Below are 18,689 nucleotides of genomic sequence, written 5' to 3'. Positions count from 1 at the left end.
GCCTGCACCGGTTTCAAGGGCCCCTTTTGGGGACGCCCGGCCTAGAATTCGACCCACATCGCTGCGGAGTTACATCATGGCCCGTTCGCACCTCCATCGCATCGTCTGGATGACGGTTTTTTCAGCCCTGGCGCATCCCGCCTGGGCCGCCCTGGACATCGGCGACCCCGTGCCCAAGTTCACCGCCACCGCGGCCCTGGGCGGCAAGACCTTCCGCTACTCGCTGGCCGACGCGCTCGCCAAGGGGCCGGTGGTGCTGTACTTCTTTCCAGCGGCCGATTCCAACGACTGCTCGATCGAGGCCCACGCCTTCGCCGAAGCCGTAGACCAGTTCGCCGCACTGGGCGCCAGCGTGATCGGCGTTTCGGCGGACGACATCGGCACCTTGTCGAAGTTCTCGGTCAAATCCTGCCAGAGCCGCTTTCCGGTGGCGTCGGACGAGGGCAAGACCGTGATCCAGGGTTTCGACGCGCTGATGCAGACGCGGCCCGACTTCGCCAACCGCCTGTCGTACGTGATCTCGCCGGACGGCAAGGTCGCCTACTACTACCAGAACCTGAATCCGGACAAGCATGTGGAGCGCACGCTGAATGCGGTGAAGGCGCTGCCGAAGGCCGGCACGGCCAAGTAAGGATTGCGGGCCGCAGGGCCATGGGATTCGCGCGCTTCGCGCAAAATCCGCGCATGCAGCTCAACTACATCGCCAACGCGCACGTCCCGTCCTCTTCCGGCCGCACCCTGCCCGTCATCGACCCTTCCGACGGCCAGGTTTTCGACGAAATCCAGCGCAGCAACGCGGCCGATATCGACTCCGCCGTGCGCGCCGCGCGCGACTGTTTCGAAGGCGTCTGGCACAAGGTCAGCGCCGCCGACCGCAGCCGCCTGCTCTACAAGCTCTCGCAGAAGATCACCGAGCACGTCGACGAGCTCGCGCTGATCGAGCAGCGCGACTGCGGCAAGCCGGTGAAGCAGGCGCGCGCCGACGCTGTGGCGCTGGTGCGCTACTTCGAGTTCTATGCCGGCGCCTGCGACAAGCTGCACGGCGAAACCATCCCCTACCAGGACGGCTACAGCGTCTTCACCTGGCGCGAGCCGCACGGCGTCACCGGCCACATCATTCCGTGGAACTACCCGATGCAGATCTTCGGGCGCAGCGTGGGCGGCGCCCTGGCGGCCGGCAATGTGTGCGTGGTCAAGCCGGCCGAAGACGCCTGCCTCTCGCTGATCCGCGTGGCGCAGCTTGCGGCCGAAGTTGGCTTTCCGGCCGGCGCGCTCAATATCGTGACGGGCTACGGCCATGAAGTGGGAGACGCGCTCGCTCGGCACGAGGGCATCGACCACATCAGCTTCACCGGCAGCCCGAAGATCGGCACGCTGATCCAGCAGGTGGCGGCCGAGCGGCATTGCCCGGTCACGCTGGAGCTGGGCGGCAAGAGTCCGCAAATCATCTTCGCGGACGCCGACCTGGACGCGGCCATTCCCGTGGTCATCAATGCCATCGTGCAGAACGCCGGCCAGACCTGCTCGGCCGGCTCGCGGGTGCTGATCCAGCGCGACATCTACGAACCGCTGCTCGAGCGCCTGGGCCATGCCTTCGAGGCGCTGCGCGTCGGTCCCGCGGCCATGGACCTCGACGTGGGCCCGCTGATTCGCCAGACGCAGCAGCAGCGCGTGTGGGACTTCTTGAGCGATGCGCAGCATGCCGGCATCCCGATGGTGGCGCAGGGCATCGTGGTCGAGGAGGCGCCCGAGACCGGCTTCTACCAGGCACCCACCCTGCTGCGCGACGTGCCGGTGAATCACCGGCTCGCACAGGAAGAGGTGTTCGGCCCGGTGCTGGCAGCCATGGCCTTCGCCGACGAAGACGAAGCCGTGGCGCTTGCCAACGCCACGCAGTTCGGCCTGGTCGCCGGCGTGTGGACCACCGACGGATCGCGCCAGTTCCGCATGGCCAGGCGCGTGAGGAGCGGCCAGGTGTTCATCAACAACTACGGCGCGGGCGGCGGTGTCGAGCTGCCGTTCGGCGGCGTAAAGTCCTCGGGCTACGGCCGCGAGAAGGGGTTCGAGGCCCTCTACGGCTTCACCACGCTCAAGACCGTCGCCGTCAAGCACGGCTGAGGCCAAGGGACGGCCCGGCAGTCGCCCCAACACATAGTGCATTGCAGAAGATTGATCTGGGACATGGTTTACGCGGCGGCGATCAAGTAGCCTGAGGTTCACAGGCCCTTGGGCCGTGGCGCAAAATCGGACCCGCTTCATGAAAAACAGCAGCAATACCGTCATTCCGATCTCCACGATCGGCCGCGCACGCCCCGCCGTGGCCGTGCCGGACGTCGCCGTGCCCGCCACGGGGTTGCTGCTCGACCGTCTGGGCCGGCCCATGACCGACCTGCGCATCAGCGTGACCGACCGGTGCAACTTCCGCTGCAGCTACTGCATGCCGAAGGACGTGTTCGACAAGGACTACAAGTACCTGCCGCACAGCGCGCTGCTGAGTTTTGAGGAAATGACGCGGCTGGCCCGCCTGTTCGCCGCGCACGGCGTGCGCAAGATCCGCCTGACCGGCGGCGAGCCGCTGCTGCGCAAGAACATCGAAGGCCTCATCGAACAACTCGCCGGGATCCGCACGCCCGCCGGCGAGCCGCTGGCGCTGACGCTCACCACCAACGGCTCGTTGCTCGCGCGCAAGGCCTCCGGGCTGCGGGCCGCAGGCCTGCAGCGCGTGACCGTGAGCCTCGACAGCCTCGACGACGCCGTGTTCCGCCACATGAACGACGTCGACTTTCCGGTGGCCGACGTGCTGGCGGGCATCGACGCGGCGCTGGCCGCCGGCCTCGGTCCCATCAAGGTCAACATGGTGGTCAAGCGCGGTACCAACGAGCAGGAAATACTGCCGATGGCCCGCTACTTCCGCACGCACCTCGGCGGCAAGGTGGTGCTGCGCTTCATCGAATACATGGACGTGGGCGCCACCAACGGCTGGCGCATGGACGAGGTGCTGCCCTCGGCCGACGTCATCGCTCGCATCCATGCCGAATTTCCGCTGATGCCGCTCGAAGCCACCACGCCCGGCGAAACCGCCCAGCGTTGGGCCTATGCCGACGGCAGCGGCGAGATCGGCGTGATCAGCAGCGTCACGCAGGCCTTCTGTCACGACTGCAGCCGCGCGCGCCTGTCGACCGAAGGCAAGCTGTACCTCTGCCTCTTCGCCAGCACCGGCCACGACCTGCGCCCGCTGCTGCGCGGCGCCGCCAGCGACGACGACATCGCCTCGGCCATCGGCCACATCTGGCAGGGCCGCGCCGATCGGTATTCCGAGCTGCGCGCACTGCGTGGGCCCGACGACGACAGCGGCGATGCCAGCGGCAAGGCGCCGCGCCGCGTCGAGATGAGCTACATCGGCGGATGACGCAGGCGGCCGCCATGCCAGCGCACGCCTTCATCGCGGCCACCGACATCACGGGGCTTCTGCTGGCCGGCGGACGCGGCTCTCGCATGGGCGGGGTCGACAAGGGATTGCAGCCTTTCAACGGCGAGCCGCTGGCTCTGCATGCGATACGGAGGCTGGGGCCGCAGGTCGGCCGGCTCATCGTCAATGCCAACCGCAACCTCGCCGACTACGAAGCCTTCGGCGTGCCGGTGTGGCCCGACAGTCTCGCGGACTATCCGGGGCCGCTCGCGGGCTTTCTCACCGGGTTGGAGCACTGCACCACCCCCTGGCTGTTGACCGTGCCTTGCGACACGCCGCTGTTTCCGCCAGACCTCGCCGCCCGGCTCGCCGAAGCGGTGGCCGCCGAAAATGCAGAGATCGCGATGGTCAACGCACCCGAAATCTCCGAAGGCGAGGTGGTGCTGTGCCTCCAACCCGTCTTCTGCCTGCTGCGTGCCGACCTGCGCGAGAGCCTGCGGCGCTACACCGAAGCCGGCGGCCGCAAGGTCCAAGCATGGACCGCACAGCACCGCACAGTGCACGTGCCCTTCAACCGCCCCGGCGACGTGCCCGACGCTTTCTTCAACGCCAACACCCTGGCCGAACTGCACGCCCTCGAAAACCGATGAGCCGCATCGCAGACATCGCCTCCGCCCTTTCGGGCTACGACGCCGCCATTGACCTGAGCGTCGAGGCCGTCCACGCTTTTCTCTCGCAACTCACGGCCTCGGCTGTCGTCACGCAACGGGAGACCGTCTCCCTGCTCGACGCCCTCGGCCGGGTGCTGGCCGAAGATATCGTCTCACCCGTCAGCGTGCCGCCGCACGACAACTCCGCCATGGACGGCTACGCCTTCGACGGCGCGGTGCTGCCCCGGGACGCACCCATCGACGTCTCGGTCACGCTGCGCGTAGCGGGAACGGCGCTGGCCGGGGCCGCCTGGCGTGGCACGCTGGGTCCAGGCGATGCGGTGCGCATCATGACCGGCGCCATGATGCCGGCTGGCCTCGACACCGTCGTGCCGCAGGAGTTCTGCAAGGTCGACGGCGACCGCGTGTGCTTCCCGGCCAGGGTGCTGCGCCGCGGCGACAACCGCCGCCTTGCGGGCGAAGACCTGATGCAGGGCCAGACCGCGCTGCGCAAGGGCGAACGCCTGTCGCCCGCCGCGCTCGGCATGGTCGCGAGCCTCGGCCTGCCGAGCGTGCCTGCGCTGCGGCGGCTGCGGGTGGCCTACTTCTCGACCGGCGACGAGATCCTGAGCCTCGGCGACACGCCGCGCGAAGGCGCCGTGTACGACAGCAACCGCTACACCGTGTTCGGCATGCTCGCGCGGCTGGGCTGCGAGGTGATCGACCTCGGCCTCGTGCGCGACGATCCGGCCACGCTCGCCGCCACCTTGCGGCGCGCCGCGTGCGAGGCCGATGCCATCATCACCAGCGGCGGCGTCAGCGCCGGTGCGGCCGACCACACGCGCGACGTGATGCAGCAACTGGGCGACATGGCGTTCTGGCGCGTGGCCATGCGCCCGGGCCGGCCGCTGGCGGTGGGGTTGATCCCGCGCCAGGCGTCGCCGCAGCCGGCGGTGCTGTTCGGCTTGCCGGGCAATCCGGTGGCCGTGATGGTGACCTTCCTGGCCTTCGTGCGGCCGGCGTTGCTGCGCCTGATGGGCTGCCACGACGCGGCAGCCGCGCCACCGCCCCTGCTGCGTGCACGCAGCACGGGCCCGATCCGCAAGAAGCCGGGCCGCACCGAGTACCAGCGCGGCTTCGTGAAGACCGTGCCGGGCGCGTTGCCTGAGGTGTGCGTCGCGAGCCACCAGGGCTCAGGGGTGCTCAGCTCGATGGTCGAAGCCAACGGGCTCGTGGTGCTGCACCACGATCAGGGCAATGTCGCGGCGGGCGGCGAAGTCGACGTGATGATGTTCGACGGCAACATCTAGGTACCCCGAACGGTCAGATCCGGCCCAGGGCCTTGTCCACGCCCTTGTTGGCCAGCATGTCGGCGCGCTCGTTGCCCGGGTCTCCCGAGTGGCCCTTGACCCAGCGCCACTCGATCTGGTGGCCGCCCTCGCTCACCAGCTTGTCGAGCCGCTGCCAGAGTTCGACGTTCTTCACGGGCTGCTTGCTGGCTGTCATCCAGCCCTTGGCCTTCCAGCCGCGGATCCACTCGGTGATGCCCTTGCGCACGTACTGGCTGTCGAGGTAAAGCAGCACCTTGCAGGGCCGCTTGAGCGCGGCCAGGCCTTCGATGACGGCGGTCAGCTCCATGCGGTTGTTGGTGGTGTCGAGTTCACCGCCGAACAGGTCTTTCTCGGTGGAGCCCGACTTGAGCCACGCGCCCCAGCCGCCAGGGCCGGGGTTTCCCTTGCATGCGCCATCGGTGTAGATCACGACTTCGTTCAAACCGGCTTTTCCTTCTTCATCATCATTCGTTTTCGTTCATTCTCAATTCTTGCCGACCTCGTTGCGGTGCACCTTGCCCGCGATGGGCACCGGCGCCGTGGCGCGGGCGGCCGAGCGGCGCCACTCGGCGCTCAGCAGACGCATGCCGCGCACCCGCTTCACGGCGACCACGAAGTAGGCGGCGCCGAAGATCGGCCACCAGCGCTCGCCGGCGGCATCCATCCAGCGCGAGCGCTCCAGCCAGGCTTCGCTTCGCACCGCGGGCCGGTAGATGCCGAAGCGGCCCGACTCCACCTCGAAGCTCAGGAGCCGCAGCCAGTCGCGCATGCGCCAGTAGCCGATGAACTCCCCGCCTTCGGGCAGGTACAGGTCGCCGATGCCGAGCCGGCGATAGAGGTGTGCGCGGCGCTGCCGCATGCCCCAGAGGCTGGCCGGATTGAACCCGCAGATCACCACGCGGCCCTCGGGCACCAGCACCCGTTCGACCTCGCGCAGGGTGGCGTGCGGGTCGGGGCTCAGTTCGAGCGCGTGCGGCATCACCACCAGGTCGAGGCTGTTGGCTGCAAACGGCAGTGCCGCAAAGTCGGTCAGGAGCGTCGCCCTGCCGCCTCGGGCGGGGTCGTCCAGCGCCAGCCAGCGGTGCGGCATGCGGTTGGCGCGCAAGCCGTCGACCTCGGCCGCACCCAGTTGCAGCGCGTGATAGCCGAACACGTCGGCCACCGCCTGATCGAACTGGGCCTGCTCCCAAGCCAGAAGGTAGCGCCCCGGGGGGGTCGCGAACCAATCCTGCAAACCTATAATTTGACCGCTCATGACCCTTGTTCCGCTGCCCGCCTTCGCTGACAACTACATCTGGATGCTGCACGACGGGTCCCACGCCATCGTGGTGGATCCGGGCGACGCCCAACCGGTGTTCGACGCGCTGGCGCGCCACAAGCTGCAGCTGGCCGCGATTCTAGTCACGCACCACCATCCCGATCACACAGGGGGCGTGGCAGCGCTGCACGAGGCCACCAGCGCACCCGTGTGGGGGCCGGCGCGCGAGCGCATTCCCGAGCCGTTCACGCCGCTGGCGCAAGGCGACATTGCCGAGGTGCTCGGCCTGCGCTTCGAGGTCATCGACGTGCCGGGCCATACGGCCGGCCACATCGCGTACTTCCTGCCTGCGGCGCAAACGGCGGGTGGCGATGCACCGCTGCTGTTCTGCGGCGACACGCTGTTCTCCGGCGGCTGCGGGCGCCTGTTCGAAGGCACTCCCGCGCAGATGCTGGCTTCGCTAGATGCGCTTGCCGTACTGCCGGGCGACACGCGTGTCTGCTGTGCGCACGAATACACACTTTCTAACCTGCGTTTTGCCCAGGCGGTGGAACCGGGCAACGCCGAACTGGATCACTACAACGCGCGCTGCGAAAGCCTGCGCGCGCAAGGGCAGCCCACACTGCCATCGCAACTGGCAATCGAACGCCAGGTCAACCCCTTTCTTCGCAGCCGCGAAGCCACTGTCCTTCGAGCGGTGCGTGCCCACGCTGAGCTGGCTGCCGATGCAGCCGAGGCCGACGTGTTCGCCGCACTGCGCCAATGGAAAAACGACTTCCGATGAAACTGATCGCTGCCACCTGCCTTGCAGGTTCACTGGTGCTCGCGGGCTGCGCGGGCACGAGCAACAACAACAGCTCCTCCCCCTCTTCTTCTTCGTCGGCCGGCGGCACCGGCGCCAAGGCCACGGGTAGTGCGACACCAGTCTACCCACGCGACTCTCTCTCGCCCCTCACCACCGGACAGGCCCAATCGCAGAGCGTGGTCACGCTCGCCCCGCCGGTCGACATGTGGGACCGCATCCGCCGCGGCTTCAAGATGCCCAACCTCGACAGCGACCTGGTGCGCGATCGCGAGCAGTGGTATTCCAGCCGGCCCGACTACATCCAGCGCATGACGGAGCGCTCGAACAAGTACATCTTCCACATCGTCGAAGAGCTCGAACGGCGCAACATGCCGACCGAACTCGCACTGCTGCCCTACATCGAGAGCGCGTTCAACCCGCAGGCCATCTCCAGCGCGCGCGCCGCGGGCATGTGGCAGTTCATGCCGGCCACCGGCACCGACTTCGACCTGAAGCAGAACATCTTCCGCGACGACCGCCGCGACGTGGTGGCCTCCACCCGCGCCGCGCTCGACTACCTGCAGAAGCTCTACGGCATGTTCGGCGACTGGCAACTGGCCCTGGCCGCCTACAACTGGGGCGAAGGCAGCGTGAGCCGCGCCATCGCCAAGAACCAGCGCCTGGGCCTGCCCACCACCTACAGCGACCTCACAATGCCCGCCGAGACGCGGCTCTACGTGCCCAAGCTGCAGGCCGTGAAGAACATCGTGGCGAATCCGCAGGCCTTCAACACCGAGCTGCCGCTGATCGCCAACCACCCGTACTTCCAGACCGTCACGCTCACGCGTGACCTCGACGTGGAACTCGCCGCCAAGCTTGCCGACGTGCGGCTCGAAGACTTCCGCGCGCTCAACCCCGCCGCGCACAAACCGGTGCTGATCGCGGCCGGCACGCCGCAGCTCCTGCTGCCGTGGGACAACGCGGCCGTGTTCCAGCGCAACTTCGATGCCTATTCGCAGGGCCAGTACGCCAGCTGGACCGCCTGGGTCGTGCCCAGCACCATGACCGTGGCCGACGCGGCCCAGCGCTCCGGCATGAGCGAAAGCGACCTGCGCGCCATCAACAACGTGCCGCCGCGCATGCTCATCAAGGCCGGTTCGACGCTGATCGTGCCGCGCGGCGCCCGCGTGAAGGAAGACGTGGCGGCCGTGGTGGCCGATGGCGGCCACCTGAGTTTCCAGCCCGAAATCGTCACCCACCGCACGACGGTGAAGGCCGGCCGCGCGGACAGCGTCGCCAGCATTGCGCGCCGCTACAACCTCAAGCCCGCCAACGTGGCCGAGTGGAACGACGTGAAGCCCAACCACGCCTTCAAGCGCGGCTTCAGCGTGGTGGTGTACCTGCCGATCCGCGCCACGGTGGCAGCGCGCGCCGGCACCGGCGTGGCGGTCGGGCGCGGCCACGCGGTGGCGGTATCTGCGAAGCGCGGCGCACCGGTGAAGGCTTCGCCGCGGGGCACCAATGTCGTCAAGGTGCCTGCCAGCAGCAAGCAGCAGGTGGTGCGCGAGAAGCGCGGCGGCACGCCGGCCAAGAAAAAGCGCTGAAACGGCGCTCTTCGTGCTTCGGTTTCTGCAGGTTCAGCGGGCTGCCGCCGCAGCCCATGCCCTGCGGCGCACCACGGCTTCGAGTGCCGCCACGGCGATCATGACGAGCGTCGTGAGCGTGCCCACCACCATCACCGAGAGGTGCGGTGCAAAGACCGCGAGCACGGCCAGCAGGCCCAGGCCGTAGAGGTGCGACTGCGGCAGGAAACCGCGCACCACACGCTTGAACAGCGCATTGCCGAACAGGTACAGCGCCGGCCCGCCGATGAGCGCGCCCAGGTACTTGAGCTCGGCATGGTGCGAGCCCTCGTTGATCGTGAGCTCGTCCGCCACCGCGCACACGATGATGCCCGCCACCAGGATCACGTGCGTGTAGTGGAACTTGGCGCCGATGCCGCCGGGGTCGGGCGAATGCTCGATGGCATGGGTCGCCTCCTTCGCGCTGGTGTCGAAGTACATCCACCACATCGCGAGGCTGCCCGAGAAACCCACGAGCAGCGCGAACAGGTCGATGCCGTGCCATTCGGTGTGCTGGCCGAAGGCGATGCCGGTGGCCAGCACCGACTCGCCCAGCGCGACGATCACGAACAGCTGGCAGCGTTCGGCGAGGTGGCCGCCGTCGATGGTCCAGTCGGCGGTCGTGGAGCGGCCCAGTCCCGGAAAGCGCAGCCCGATCATCGGCGCGATGTATTCGCACAGCACGCCGACGAACCACAGCGCGAGGCGCGCCTGCCCTTCGGCCAGGCCGCCCGCGATCCAGAACGCGCCGGCCAGGCAGTTCCATGCCAGCAGCCGGCGAAAATTGGGTGTGAGCGGATCGTTCGAGCCGATAGCGATCAGCATGCAGAACGTGCGCCCCGCCTGGATGCCGACGAAGCACAGCGCGAACACCAGCCCGCGCTCTGCGAAGGCGCCCGGCAATGCCGAGGCCATCACCATGGCCAGCAGCATGATGGCGAACAGCACGCCGCGAATGCGTAGCGCGCCAGGGTTGAACCAGTTGGTGGTCCAGGCCGTGTACTGCCAGCCCAGCCATACCGCGAACCACATCACCAGCGTCTGGAACGCGCCCAGCAGCGTGAGGTGGTCCAGCAGATAGTGGGAGAGTTGCGTGACCGAAAACGCATAGACCAGGTCGAAGAACAGCTCTTCGTTCGAGACCCTGGCAGCCTCGTCGCGCGAGCGCAAGGTCGTGGCCCGCTTGTTGTCGTGGCTCATTGGCTTACTACCCCAGTGAAATCGTTGCCGCGCTCTCCGGCGCCGCGCAAGATCATCGCATGAGGGAGTTACAGCTTCTCGGTTTCGCCGGTCTTGGGCTGCCACTTCATGAGCCGCTTCTCGATCAGCCCCACGATGCCGTCGAGCACCAGCGCAAAGGCCGTGAGCACCACGATGCCGGCGAACACTGTGTTGACATCGAAGGTGCCCTCGGCCTGCAGGATCAGGTAGCCCACGCCGCGCGCCGAACCCAGGTACTCACCCACCACCGCGCCCACGAAGGCCAACCCGACCGAAGTGTGCAGGCTGGAGAACACCCAGCTCGTCGCGCTCGGCAGGTACACCGTGCGCAGCAGCTGCCGCTGGTTCGCGCCCAGCATCTTCGCGTTGGCCAGCACCACCGGGCTCACCTCGCGCACGCCCTGGTAGACATTGAAGAACACGATGAAGAACACCAGCGTGACGGCCAGCGCCACCTTGCTCCAGATGCCCAGGCCGAACCACAGCGCGAAGATGGGCGCAAGGATCACCCGCGGCATCGAGTTGGCGGCCTTGATGTAGGGGTCAAGAATCAGGCTCGCCGTGGGCGCGAGCGCCAGCCACAGCCCGCAGCCCAAGCCGAGCACCGTGCCGATGCCGAAGGCCAGCACCGTCTCCAGCAGCGTGGTGCCCAGGTGCAGGTAGATGTCGGCGTTGCCCTTGAGCCCGTCAGGGAACAGCGCATTGGGCGGCACCTCGAACGGCAGGAACCAGCTCCAGATGCGGCCCGCCACCTGGATCGGCTCGCCGAGGAAAAAGGCGAACTGCTGGTTGCGCGAGGCAATGTGCCACGCCACCAGGATCACCACCAGCAACGCCAGCTGCCAGAAGCGCGCGTTGCGCTCATTGAGTCCGAGGCGGGGCATCACGCGGCCTTCCTCAGTTGCTGCGCGTAGCCCTTCAACACCTCGTCGCGCAGCACCTCCCAGATCTGGGTGTGCAGCTCGACGAAGCGCGGCTGCGTGCGCACCTCGGCAACGTCGCGCGGGCGCGCCAGGTCGATGGCGAACTCGCCGATGGGGTGCGTTGCCGGGCCGGCCGACAGCACCACCACGCGGTCGCTCATGGCAATGGCTTCGTCCAGGTCGTGCGTGATGAACAGAACGGCCTTCTTCTTTGCGCTCCAGAGGTCGAGCACTTCGTTCTCCATCAGCTGGCGCGTCTGGATGTCGAGTGCGCTGAAGGGCTCGTCCATGAGGATGATGTCGGGGTCGAGCACCAGCGTCTGTGCCAGCGCCACGCGCTTGCGCATGCCGCCGGAGAGCTGGTGTGGGTAGCGGTCACCGAAGCCCGAGAGGCCCACGCGCGAGAGCCATGCCTCGGCCTGTTGGCGCGCTTCGGCATCGGACACGCCGCGGTACTGAAGGCCCACCATCACGTTGTCGATCGCGCTGCGCCAGGGCATCAGCGCCTCGGTCTGGAACATGTAGCCGGCGCGCGTGTTGATGCCCGCGAGCGTCTGGCCGAAGACCTTCACGGTGCCCGAAGAAGGTTCGAGCAAACCTGCGCCAACGTTCAGCAACGTCGACTTGCCGCAGCCCGTAGGTCCCACCACCGAGACGAACTCCCCCGCCTTGATGCGCAGCGTGGTGTCGGCCACCGCGGTGTAGCGCTGGCCTGGATCGTCCTTCGAATGGAAGGTGCAACTGATGGAGAGAAGTTCGAGTGCGTGGTCGGACATGGCGTAAAAAACCCGGCCTGAGCCGGGTCGCGAGGACGTTCGGAATCAGGCTTTGAACCTGTCTTTCGCGCGCCGAGCAAAATCGTTGGTGTAGGTCTTTGCGAGGTCGATCCTGTCGGCCTTCACGGTGGTGTCGAAGCTGGCGATCGCGGTCAGCGCGGTCTTGGGGCCGTCGACCGGCACGAGGCCATCGGTTGCGATCGACTCGCGCACCTTGTCGAAGGACGCGAGGTACAGCGCCCGGTCGCCGAGCAGATAGGTCTCGGGCACCGTCTTGATGATGTCGCCGGGCCCCGCCGTCTGCAGCCACTTGAGCCCGTGCACGATGGCATTCGCCAGTGCCTGGCAGGTGTTGGGATTCTTCTGGATGAACTCGCTCGACGCATACAGGCAGGCTGCCGGCATCGGGCCGCCGAACACCTGCTGCGTGCCCTGGAGCGTGCGCGTGTCGCTGATGATCTTCACGTCGCCCTTCTGTTCGAGCATCGTCATCACCGGGTCTGTGTTGCTGATGGCGTCGATCTGGCCCGAGCGCAGCGCGGTGAGCGCACCGGCCGCCACGCCCACGCCGATGTAGCTCACGTCGCTGGCCTTGAGGCCGCCGCGCGACAGCACGAGGTTGGCGACCATGTTGGTCGATGAGCCTGGCGCCGAGACGCCGATCTTCTTGCCCTTGAGGTCGGGAATGCCGGTGTAGCCCGCCATGTTCTTCGTCGACACGCCCACCGCGATCTGCGGTGCGCGGCCCTGCAGCACGAAAGCCTGGAAGAACTGGTTCTTGGCTTGCAGGTTGATGGTGTGTTCGTAGGCGCCCGAGCAGACATCGGCCGAACCGCCGACCACCGCCTGCAGCGCGCGCGCACCGCCGGCGAAATCGGAAATCTCCACATCGAGCCCCTCGGCCTTGAAGTAGCCGAGCTGTTCGGAAATGGTGAGCGGCAGGTAGTAGAACGCCGCCTTGCCACCCACCGCGACGGAGATCCTGGTTTTCTCCAGCTTCGCCTGCTGCGCAAAGACACGCGGCAACGCGATGGTTGCGGCAGCGATGGCGGAAGCTGAAATGACGGTTCGGCGATGGAGCATGAAACGGTGCCTGCGGGCTCGATGATTCCTGGGACTGAATCGAGCTTAGGGGCCGCATCAGGCGACGGCATCGGGGTGATCCCGTGCGGGTTTTCACGTAATCATGAAGGCCTCGCCGCGAAGCCCGCGCCGAAGCGTCAGCGCGCCAGGAAAAGTATCGCGACGTTGACCAGGAACCCGAGCGCCCAGACAGCGCTGCGCGCACTGCCCAGGCCCTTGATGTAGAGCACGATGTAGATCGCGCGCAGCACCACGTAGGCCGCGGCGAGCATGTCCAGGCGCGCCTGTGCCGCGCCAAGCTGGTGCGCGATGATCACCGCGCCGATGAAGAACGGCAGGCCTTCGAAGCTGTTCGCCTGCGCACTGTTGGCACGCGCGCGCCATCCGCCCTGCTTCGCGGCCCAGTCGCGCGGATGCTGGTTGTCGCACGGGCCGAAGCTTCCAGCCTTGGCGGTCCACGCCGCGAAATACGGCAACCCGCAGGCGATGAAAACGCACCAGTAGGCGATCGTGAGCAACGAGAAAGTCATGTCCGCGTGCGCGTGCTACCTGCGATCCACCAGGGCATGCGCGATGGTGCCGAGATCGACGTATTCGAGTTCGCTGCCAGCCGGCACGCCGCGCGCAAGGCGCGTCACCGTGAGGCCATGCTGCTTCAGCGCCTCGCCGATCACGTGCGCGGTGGCTTCGCCCTCGGCGGTGAAGTTCGTGGCCAGGATGACCTCGCTCACCGTGCCGTCGCGCGCGCGGTCGAAGAGCTTCTGCAGTCCGATGTCCTTCGGCCCGATGCCGTCGAGCGGACTGAGCTTGCCCATCAGCACGAAGTAATAGCCGCGGAACGCGCCGGTGCGCTCGAGTGCTGCCTGGTCGGCCGGCGTCTCGACCACGCAAAGCTTGGTCCCGTCGCGCCGCGAGTCCATGCAGACGCTACAGATCGGCGCCTCGGTGAAGGTGTTGCAAAGCTCGCAATGCCGCACGTGGCCCGCGGCCTGCTGCAGCGCGCGCGCGAGCAGCTGCGCACCCTCGCGGTCGTGCTGCAGCAGATGGAACGCCATGCGCGAGGCCGACTTGACGCCGACACCGGGCAGGCGGCGCAGCGCATCGACCAATGCATCCAACGAACTCGCGTCTGCCATGTCAAGCGGCTCCTTCGCGGGAACACCGCGGAACCGGCTTCGCCGGGCCGCAGGTGTTGCCCCCGGCGAGGGGGTTGGCGGCCACACGAAGTGGGCAAGCCTGGGGGAGAGTCATTCAGAACGGCAGCTTCATGCCGGGCGGGAGACCAGGCATGCCGGCCGTGAGCTTGCCCATCTTCTGCTCGCTGGTTTCCTCAGCCTTGCGCACGGCAGCGTTGAAGGCGGCAGCCACGAGGTCTTCGAGCATGTCCTTGTCGTCCGCCAGCAGGCTGGGGTCGATGGTGATGCGCTTGACGTCGTGCTTGCAGGTCATGACGACCTTGACGAGGCCGGCGCCGGATTCGCCTTCGACCTCGATGTGGGCGAGCTCTTCCTGGGCCTTCTTGAGGTTGTCCTGCATTGCCTGCGCCTGCTTCATGAGGCCGGCCAGTTGTCCTTTGTTGAACATCGTTGGTCCTGATTGTTAGGTTGAAAAGTGGGTGAAGGATAAGAGAGTTGGAGGCTCAGGCCGGTTTCAGCGTTCCGGGAACGATCTTCGCGTCGAAGTCGCGCATCAGCGCCTGCACTTCAGGGTCGCTCATGATGGCCTCTTCGGCCACGCGCTGGCGCTCGTCGGCGGCCTGCTTGTTGCGGCGCGCGGGGCTGTCGACCACGCCGCCGATCTCGATGGCGAGCTTGATGTTGTGGCCGAGGTTGTTCAGCGCAGCTGTCAGCTTTTCGCGGCTCGACGGCTGGTTAAGCGTCTCGCGCTCGATGCGCAGCAGCCACTGGTCCGTGTCGCGGCCCACCAGCTGCGACTGCAGCGCCAGTTCGCGTGCCAGGGCCGTGATGGCCTCGGCCGCGACCAGTTCGGAAACCGTGGCGTACCAGAAGTCGCCGTCTTCACTGGCCGGAATGGGGGTGAATGTGCTGCGCGGCTCATCGGGGCGCGGCGTGTCCCGGACACTCGGCGGGGGCTGCACGCGAATGGGCACGCCGACGACCCTGGCGGTCGCATCGCTGGCCTCGGGGCGGGATTCGGCCTGTCGGGGTTCATCGACCACCGCGAGGCGATGGCCGGCGGGGACCGGGGCGGCATGGGCGGGCGCCGCAGCAGGCGCTTCAGCTTCAATCGGAGCGCGAACGACCGGCATGGGCGCCGGAGCGGGGGCTGCGGCACGCACCGGAACCTGCGGCGCCGCGGCCGCAGCTTCATTCAGAGTTTTTTTTTCCGTGGAGGCCGTCGAAGCAGCAGCGTTGGAGGGCTTGAAGGCAAGTAGCCGCAACAGCACCATGGTCAGCGCGGCGTACTCATCGGGGGCTAGGCCCAGCTCGCCGCGGCCATGCAGGCACAGGCTGTAGAGCAGTTGCGTCTCGTCGGCCGGCATCAGCGCGGCGAGGCGCGCAGTGTCGGCCGCGTCAGGATCGGTGGCGGCATCGGCCGACTCCGCCCGCGAGGGCACGGCCTGCAGCACGGCCATGGCCTGCAGCACAGCCGTCATTTCTTCCAGCGTGGAGGCGGCGGACATGCCATCGACGCGCAGCGCCTCGGAGGTTTCGACCACCGTCTTGCCGTCGCCCTGCGCGAGCGCCTCGATCAGGCGGAATACATGGCCGCGATCGACGCTGCCGAGCATCTGGCGCACGCCGGTCTCGAGCAGTTCGCCGTTGCCGAAGGCGATGGCCTGGTCGGTGAGCGACAGCGCGTCGCGCATCGAGCCACGCGCCGCGCGCGCCAGCAGGCGAAGCGCCTGCGGCTCGGCCGGAACATTCTCGGTTTGCAGCACGCCGGTGAGATGTTCGAGCACCGTCTCGGGGGCCATCGGCCGCAGGTTGAACTGCAGGCAGCGCGACAGCACCGTGACCGGCACCTTCTGCGGATCGGTCGTGGCCAGCACGAACTTGAGGTACTCGGGCGGCTCCTCGAGCGTCTTCAGCATCGCGTTGAACGCGGTGTTCGTGAGCATGTGCACTTCGTCGATCATGAAGACCTTGAAGCGCCCCTGCACCGGCTTGTAGACGGCCTGTTCGAGCAGCGACTGCACTTCGTCCACGCCGCGGTTCGAGGCCGCGTCGAGCTCGGTGTAATCCACGAAGCGGCCCGAATCGATGTCGCGGCAGGCCTGGCACACACCGCACGGCGTGGCCGTGATGCCGCCCTGCCCGTCCGGGCCCTGGCAGTTGAGCGACTTCGCCAGAATCCGCGAAACGGTGGTCTTGCCCACACCCCGGGTGCCGGTAAAAAGATAGGCGTGATGCAGGCGCTGCGTTTTCAACGCGTTCTCGAGCGCCTGCACCACGTGCCCCTGGCCGACCATCTCACCGAAGGTTTTCGGACGGAACTTGCGAGCGAGCACGAGATAAGACATTGCGGGCATTCTAAAAGGCGTGAGGCGGGTCCTCGGCCCCACCTCGCAATCAAAAAAGACCCCTCTTTTCGTGAGACACCGAGGAACCGGCTCCGCCGGGCCTCTGGTGCCGCCCCCAGCAGGGGGGTGGGCGAAGCGACACGAAGTGCGCGCAGCCTGGGGGGTTACAATAAGCCTTGACGGGCCTCCCTGCATGGTGAAGTGGCCAACCGGGTCAGGTGGGGAACCAAGCAGCCCTAACTGCGTAGTCAGTGCCAGGGGTAAGGCTCGTCAACCTAACATCCAGAAGCCGTGAGTTTTCAATAACTTACGCGCTGACAAGGGGTTACGAGCCCTGGTCTGTAGAACCCAACTGTAGAACCTCGCACAGCCATGACCTTGGAGAAAGACATGGCAGGCACCCTCACGGGCTTGAATTTGCGAGGCACTCGGTGGTCCATCAACATCGTGATTCCGCCCGACCTCAGGCAGGTCTACGGCAAGCGCGCGATGAACTTTGCACTCGGCACCAGCGACCGCCGAGAGGCCACCGTTCGGGGCACCATGAAGCGTGCCGAATGGCTGGCTGAATTCGCCGCAAAACGCCGCGAACTGAAACCTGAGCCGCTTGCAGTCATCACGCCGGAACTGGCCCAAGAGTTGGCCCTGAGGGTTCGCGCTCGGGTGCTTGAACAAGACGACACTTTGCGCGATGACGCCGCAATACTTGCCCCATTCACCGATGCCGTAAAGGCCGTCGAACATCGTGGGCGCACCTCACTATCCATCGGCGGCTCCACGCCCTACGTCCCGCCTCTTCGCGATACCTCGCCCAGGGCGGGCCTCAGCGATGACGACGCCGAAACCTTGGCGGGATTGAACGCGCTGCTTGATGCCCGCGCAGGAGCTGATTTGGCAAAGCGCAGGCGTGCTGCCGTCCTTCCCTTGGTGCGTTTTGAGGCGCTCAAGCTGGGGATCGCATTCGATCCCAACGGAGAAGGCGCCCAGGAGGCTCTAGCTGCATGCCTGCTGGCGTATCGCAAGGCACGACAAGAAGCAGCCTTGAGAGATGCTGGCGAGGCCATTGAAACCCCAGTAGTTCCGCACACCTCACAGCCCATCACAACCGTCGCCAAGGCCAAAGCCCGAACCCTGCGCGATGCCTACGACAAGTGGAAAGTGTCAGGCGACAAGGCTCGCTCCACCGACTCCCTCGCAGTCTATGACCGCGCCCTGAGGCAGTTCGAGGGCCAGCACAAGGGGCTCGCCCTTGCCGACATCACGCGAGAGATTGGCGACACGTACCGAACATGGTTGCGCGAGAACTGCAACACGACAAAGACCGCGCGTGACCGGTTGACGAACATCAAGTCCCTCTTGAAGTTCGCTCATGAAACCCTTGAATGGATGCCTAAGCAGCCGTGGCGCGGCTTGGACATCAAGACCACGACGACGAACAAGCGGAGGCCGTGGACGACTGACGAACTGGCGACGCTGTTCGCTGCACCACTGCACACTGCCTACGCCCTCCCTGAGGCTCGCTACGGTGGTCGTGAGGCGGCGTACTGGATACCCCTCTTGGGCCTTTTTACAGGAACCCGCCTGGGAGAACTCTGCCAGCTTCGCACGGTCGATGTTCAGAAGGTCGAGGGCATCGATGTCCTTGTGCTGACCAACGAGGGCGAAGGCCAGAGCATCAAGAGTGACGCTGGACACCGCAGCGTGCCCATTCATAGCGAGTTGGTGCAGCTCGGATTTCTCCGATACGTGCAGACCGTCAAGGAATCTGGCAGAGACTCTCTATGGCCGTCCCTCCCGTTTCGTGAAGGGAAGCCAAGTGACTACTTCGGGCGCTGGTTCAAGGAGCATCGCAATGCCTTGGGCCTCACCGGCACCCGCCCCGACTTCCATTGCTTCCGGCACACAGTTCGCCCACTGATGCGCAAAGCGGGCCATAGCGAGGGCACCATGGACAAGGTGACGGGGCACAAGACGGTGGGCAGTATCGGGACTGTGGTTTACGACCATCGCACGCTAAACGAGGTCCAGGAGGCTGTTGAGGCTATCCAGTACCCTGCCCTCAAGCTGCCCGTCGTGGCGCCTTCTGGGGGACATCTACTAGCTCATGAAATGCCCCCCAAAAAACCGCGATTGCCCGATGTCAATTGA

General features: G+C 66.6%; 18 protein-coding genes and 1 other RNA gene. 9 read left to right on the top strand and 10 right to left on the bottom strand.

The features are described 5' to 3' along the window. The first annotated feature begins 76 nt into the window (after positions 1-76). The 5 genes from ACEOAB_RS12775 to moeA all read left to right on the top strand — a co-directional run bounded on the left by ACEOAB_RS12775 (position 77) and on the right by moeA (position 5,369). A complete protein-coding gene (locus ACEOAB_RS12775; RefSeq protein ID WP_056599219.1) occupies positions 77-631 on the top strand; it encodes a peroxiredoxin in 555 nt (184 codons plus the stop codon). A 53-nt stretch (positions 632-684) separates the two neighbouring features. Continuing rightward, positions 685-2,118, top strand: a complete 1,434-nt coding sequence (locus tag ACEOAB_RS12770; RefSeq protein WP_413747976.1) for an aldehyde dehydrogenase family protein — start codon at positions 685-687, stop codon at positions 2,116-2,118. Positions 2,119-2,257: 139 nt separating this feature from the next. Continuing rightward, on the top strand, positions 2,258-3,409 hold the full coding sequence (moaA, locus tag ACEOAB_RS12765; protein ID WP_413747975.1) for a GTP 3',8-cyclase MoaA: 1,152 nt from the start codon (positions 2,258-2,260) through the stop codon (positions 3,407-3,409). A gap of 14 nt (positions 3,410-3,423) precedes the next feature. Continuing rightward, a complete protein-coding gene (gene mobA / locus ACEOAB_RS12760; RefSeq protein WP_413747974.1) occupies positions 3,424-4,059 on the top strand; it encodes a molybdenum cofactor guanylyltransferase MobA in 636 nt (211 codons plus the stop codon). Further along, positions 4,056-5,369: a molybdopterin molybdotransferase MoeA gene (gene moeA, locus ACEOAB_RS12755; RefSeq protein ID WP_413747973.1), complete on the top strand. Its 1,314-nt coding sequence runs from the start codon at positions 4,056-4,058 to the stop codon at positions 5,367-5,369. The genes mobA and moeA overlap by 4 nt, the downstream gene beginning before the upstream one ends. A 13-nt stretch (positions 5,370-5,382) precedes the next feature. On the opposite strand, the gene rnhA is transcribed toward moeA, so the two are convergent. Both rnhA and ACEOAB_RS12745 read right to left on the bottom strand, forming a co-directional pair. Further along, complete coding sequence (rnhA, locus tag ACEOAB_RS12750; RefSeq protein WP_056518034.1) at positions 5,383-5,832, bottom strand: ribonuclease HI; 450 nt, start codon at positions 5,830-5,832, stop codon at positions 5,383-5,385. 42 nt (positions 5,833-5,874) lie between these two features. Then, on the bottom strand, positions 5,875-6,645 hold the full coding sequence (locus ACEOAB_RS12745) for a class I SAM-dependent methyltransferase (RefSeq protein WP_235508116.1): 771 nt from the start codon (positions 6,643-6,645) through the stop codon (positions 5,875-5,877). Here ACEOAB_RS12745 and gloB point away from each other — a divergent pair. Beyond that, complete coding sequence (gene gloB / locus ACEOAB_RS12740; RefSeq protein WP_056599231.1) at positions 6,644-7,432, top strand: hydroxyacylglutathione hydrolase; 789 nt, start codon at positions 6,644-6,646, stop codon at positions 7,430-7,432. The genes ACEOAB_RS12745 and gloB overlap by 2 nt on opposite strands. Further along, complete coding sequence (locus ACEOAB_RS12735; RefSeq protein ID WP_413747972.1) at positions 7,429-9,036, top strand: transglycosylase SLT domain-containing protein; 1,608 nt, start codon at positions 7,429-7,431, stop codon at positions 9,034-9,036. The genes gloB and ACEOAB_RS12735 overlap by 4 nt, the downstream gene beginning before the upstream one ends. A gap of 33 nt (positions 9,037-9,069) precedes the next feature. Here the strand turns inward: ACEOAB_RS12735 and ACEOAB_RS12730 are convergent, their stop codons facing one another. The 8 genes from ACEOAB_RS12730 to dnaX all read right to left on the bottom strand — a co-directional run bounded on the left by ACEOAB_RS12730 (position 9,070) and on the right by dnaX (position 16,541). Then, positions 9,070-10,254: a low temperature requirement protein A gene (locus ACEOAB_RS12730; protein WP_413747971.1), complete on the bottom strand. Its 1,185-nt coding sequence runs from the start codon at positions 10,252-10,254 to the stop codon at positions 9,070-9,072. Between the two features lie 68 nt (positions 10,255-10,322). After that, positions 10,323-11,159, bottom strand: coding sequence for an ABC transporter permease (locus ACEOAB_RS12725; protein ID WP_413747970.1), 837 nt, complete (start codon positions 11,157-11,159; stop codon positions 10,323-10,325). Continuing rightward, on the bottom strand, positions 11,159-11,974 hold the full coding sequence (locus tag ACEOAB_RS12720) for an ABC transporter ATP-binding protein (RefSeq protein ID WP_056599239.1): 816 nt from the start codon (positions 11,972-11,974) through the stop codon (positions 11,159-11,161). Before ACEOAB_RS12720 ends, ACEOAB_RS12725 begins: the two co-directional genes overlap by 1 nt. 45 nt (positions 11,975-12,019) lie before the next feature. Further along, on the bottom strand, positions 12,020-13,057 hold the full coding sequence (locus tag ACEOAB_RS12715) for an ABC transporter substrate-binding protein (RefSeq protein ID WP_056599242.1): 1,038 nt from the start codon (positions 13,055-13,057) through the stop codon (positions 12,020-12,022). Between the two features lie 137 nt (positions 13,058-13,194). Then, the gene (locus ACEOAB_RS12710) at positions 13,195-13,587 is read right to left on the bottom strand and encodes an MAPEG family protein (RefSeq protein WP_056599245.1); all 393 of its coding nucleotides are present in this window, start codon (positions 13,585-13,587) and stop codon (positions 13,195-13,197) included. 15 nt (positions 13,588-13,602) lie between these two features. Next, positions 13,603-14,193, bottom strand: coding sequence for a recombination mediator RecR (gene recR / locus ACEOAB_RS12705; RefSeq protein WP_056599247.1), 591 nt, complete (start codon positions 14,191-14,193; stop codon positions 13,603-13,605). 115 nt (positions 14,194-14,308) lie between these two features. Continuing rightward, complete coding sequence (locus ACEOAB_RS12700) at positions 14,309-14,641, bottom strand: YbaB/EbfC family nucleoid-associated protein (RefSeq protein ID WP_007836669.1); 333 nt, start codon at positions 14,639-14,641, stop codon at positions 14,309-14,311. Between the two features lie 55 nt (positions 14,642-14,696). Next, positions 14,697-16,541 carry a DNA polymerase III subunit gamma/tau gene (dnaX, locus tag ACEOAB_RS12695; protein WP_056599250.1) on the bottom strand — a complete coding sequence of 615 codons (1,845 nt, stop codon included), beginning with the start codon at positions 16,539-16,541 and terminating at the stop codon, positions 14,697-14,699. Positions 16,542-16,719: 178 nt separating this feature from the next. Between dnaX and ffs the strand changes: the two genes are divergently transcribed. Together ffs and ACEOAB_RS12685 are read left to right on the top strand one after the other, a co-directional pair. Continuing rightward, positions 16,720-16,816, top strand: an RNA gene (gene ffs, locus ACEOAB_RS12690) — signal recognition particle sRNA small type. Positions 16,817-16,931: 115 nt separating this feature from the next. After that, positions 16,932-18,689, top strand: coding sequence for a DUF6538 domain-containing protein (locus tag ACEOAB_RS12685; protein ID WP_413750489.1), 1,758 nt, complete (start codon positions 16,932-16,934; stop codon positions 18,687-18,689).

This window comes from Variovorax sp. Varisp53 (genome assembly GCF_059491555.1).
The sequence above is the reverse complement of the archived record's forward strand: the minus strand, read 5'-3'. Positions and strand labels throughout refer to the sequence as shown.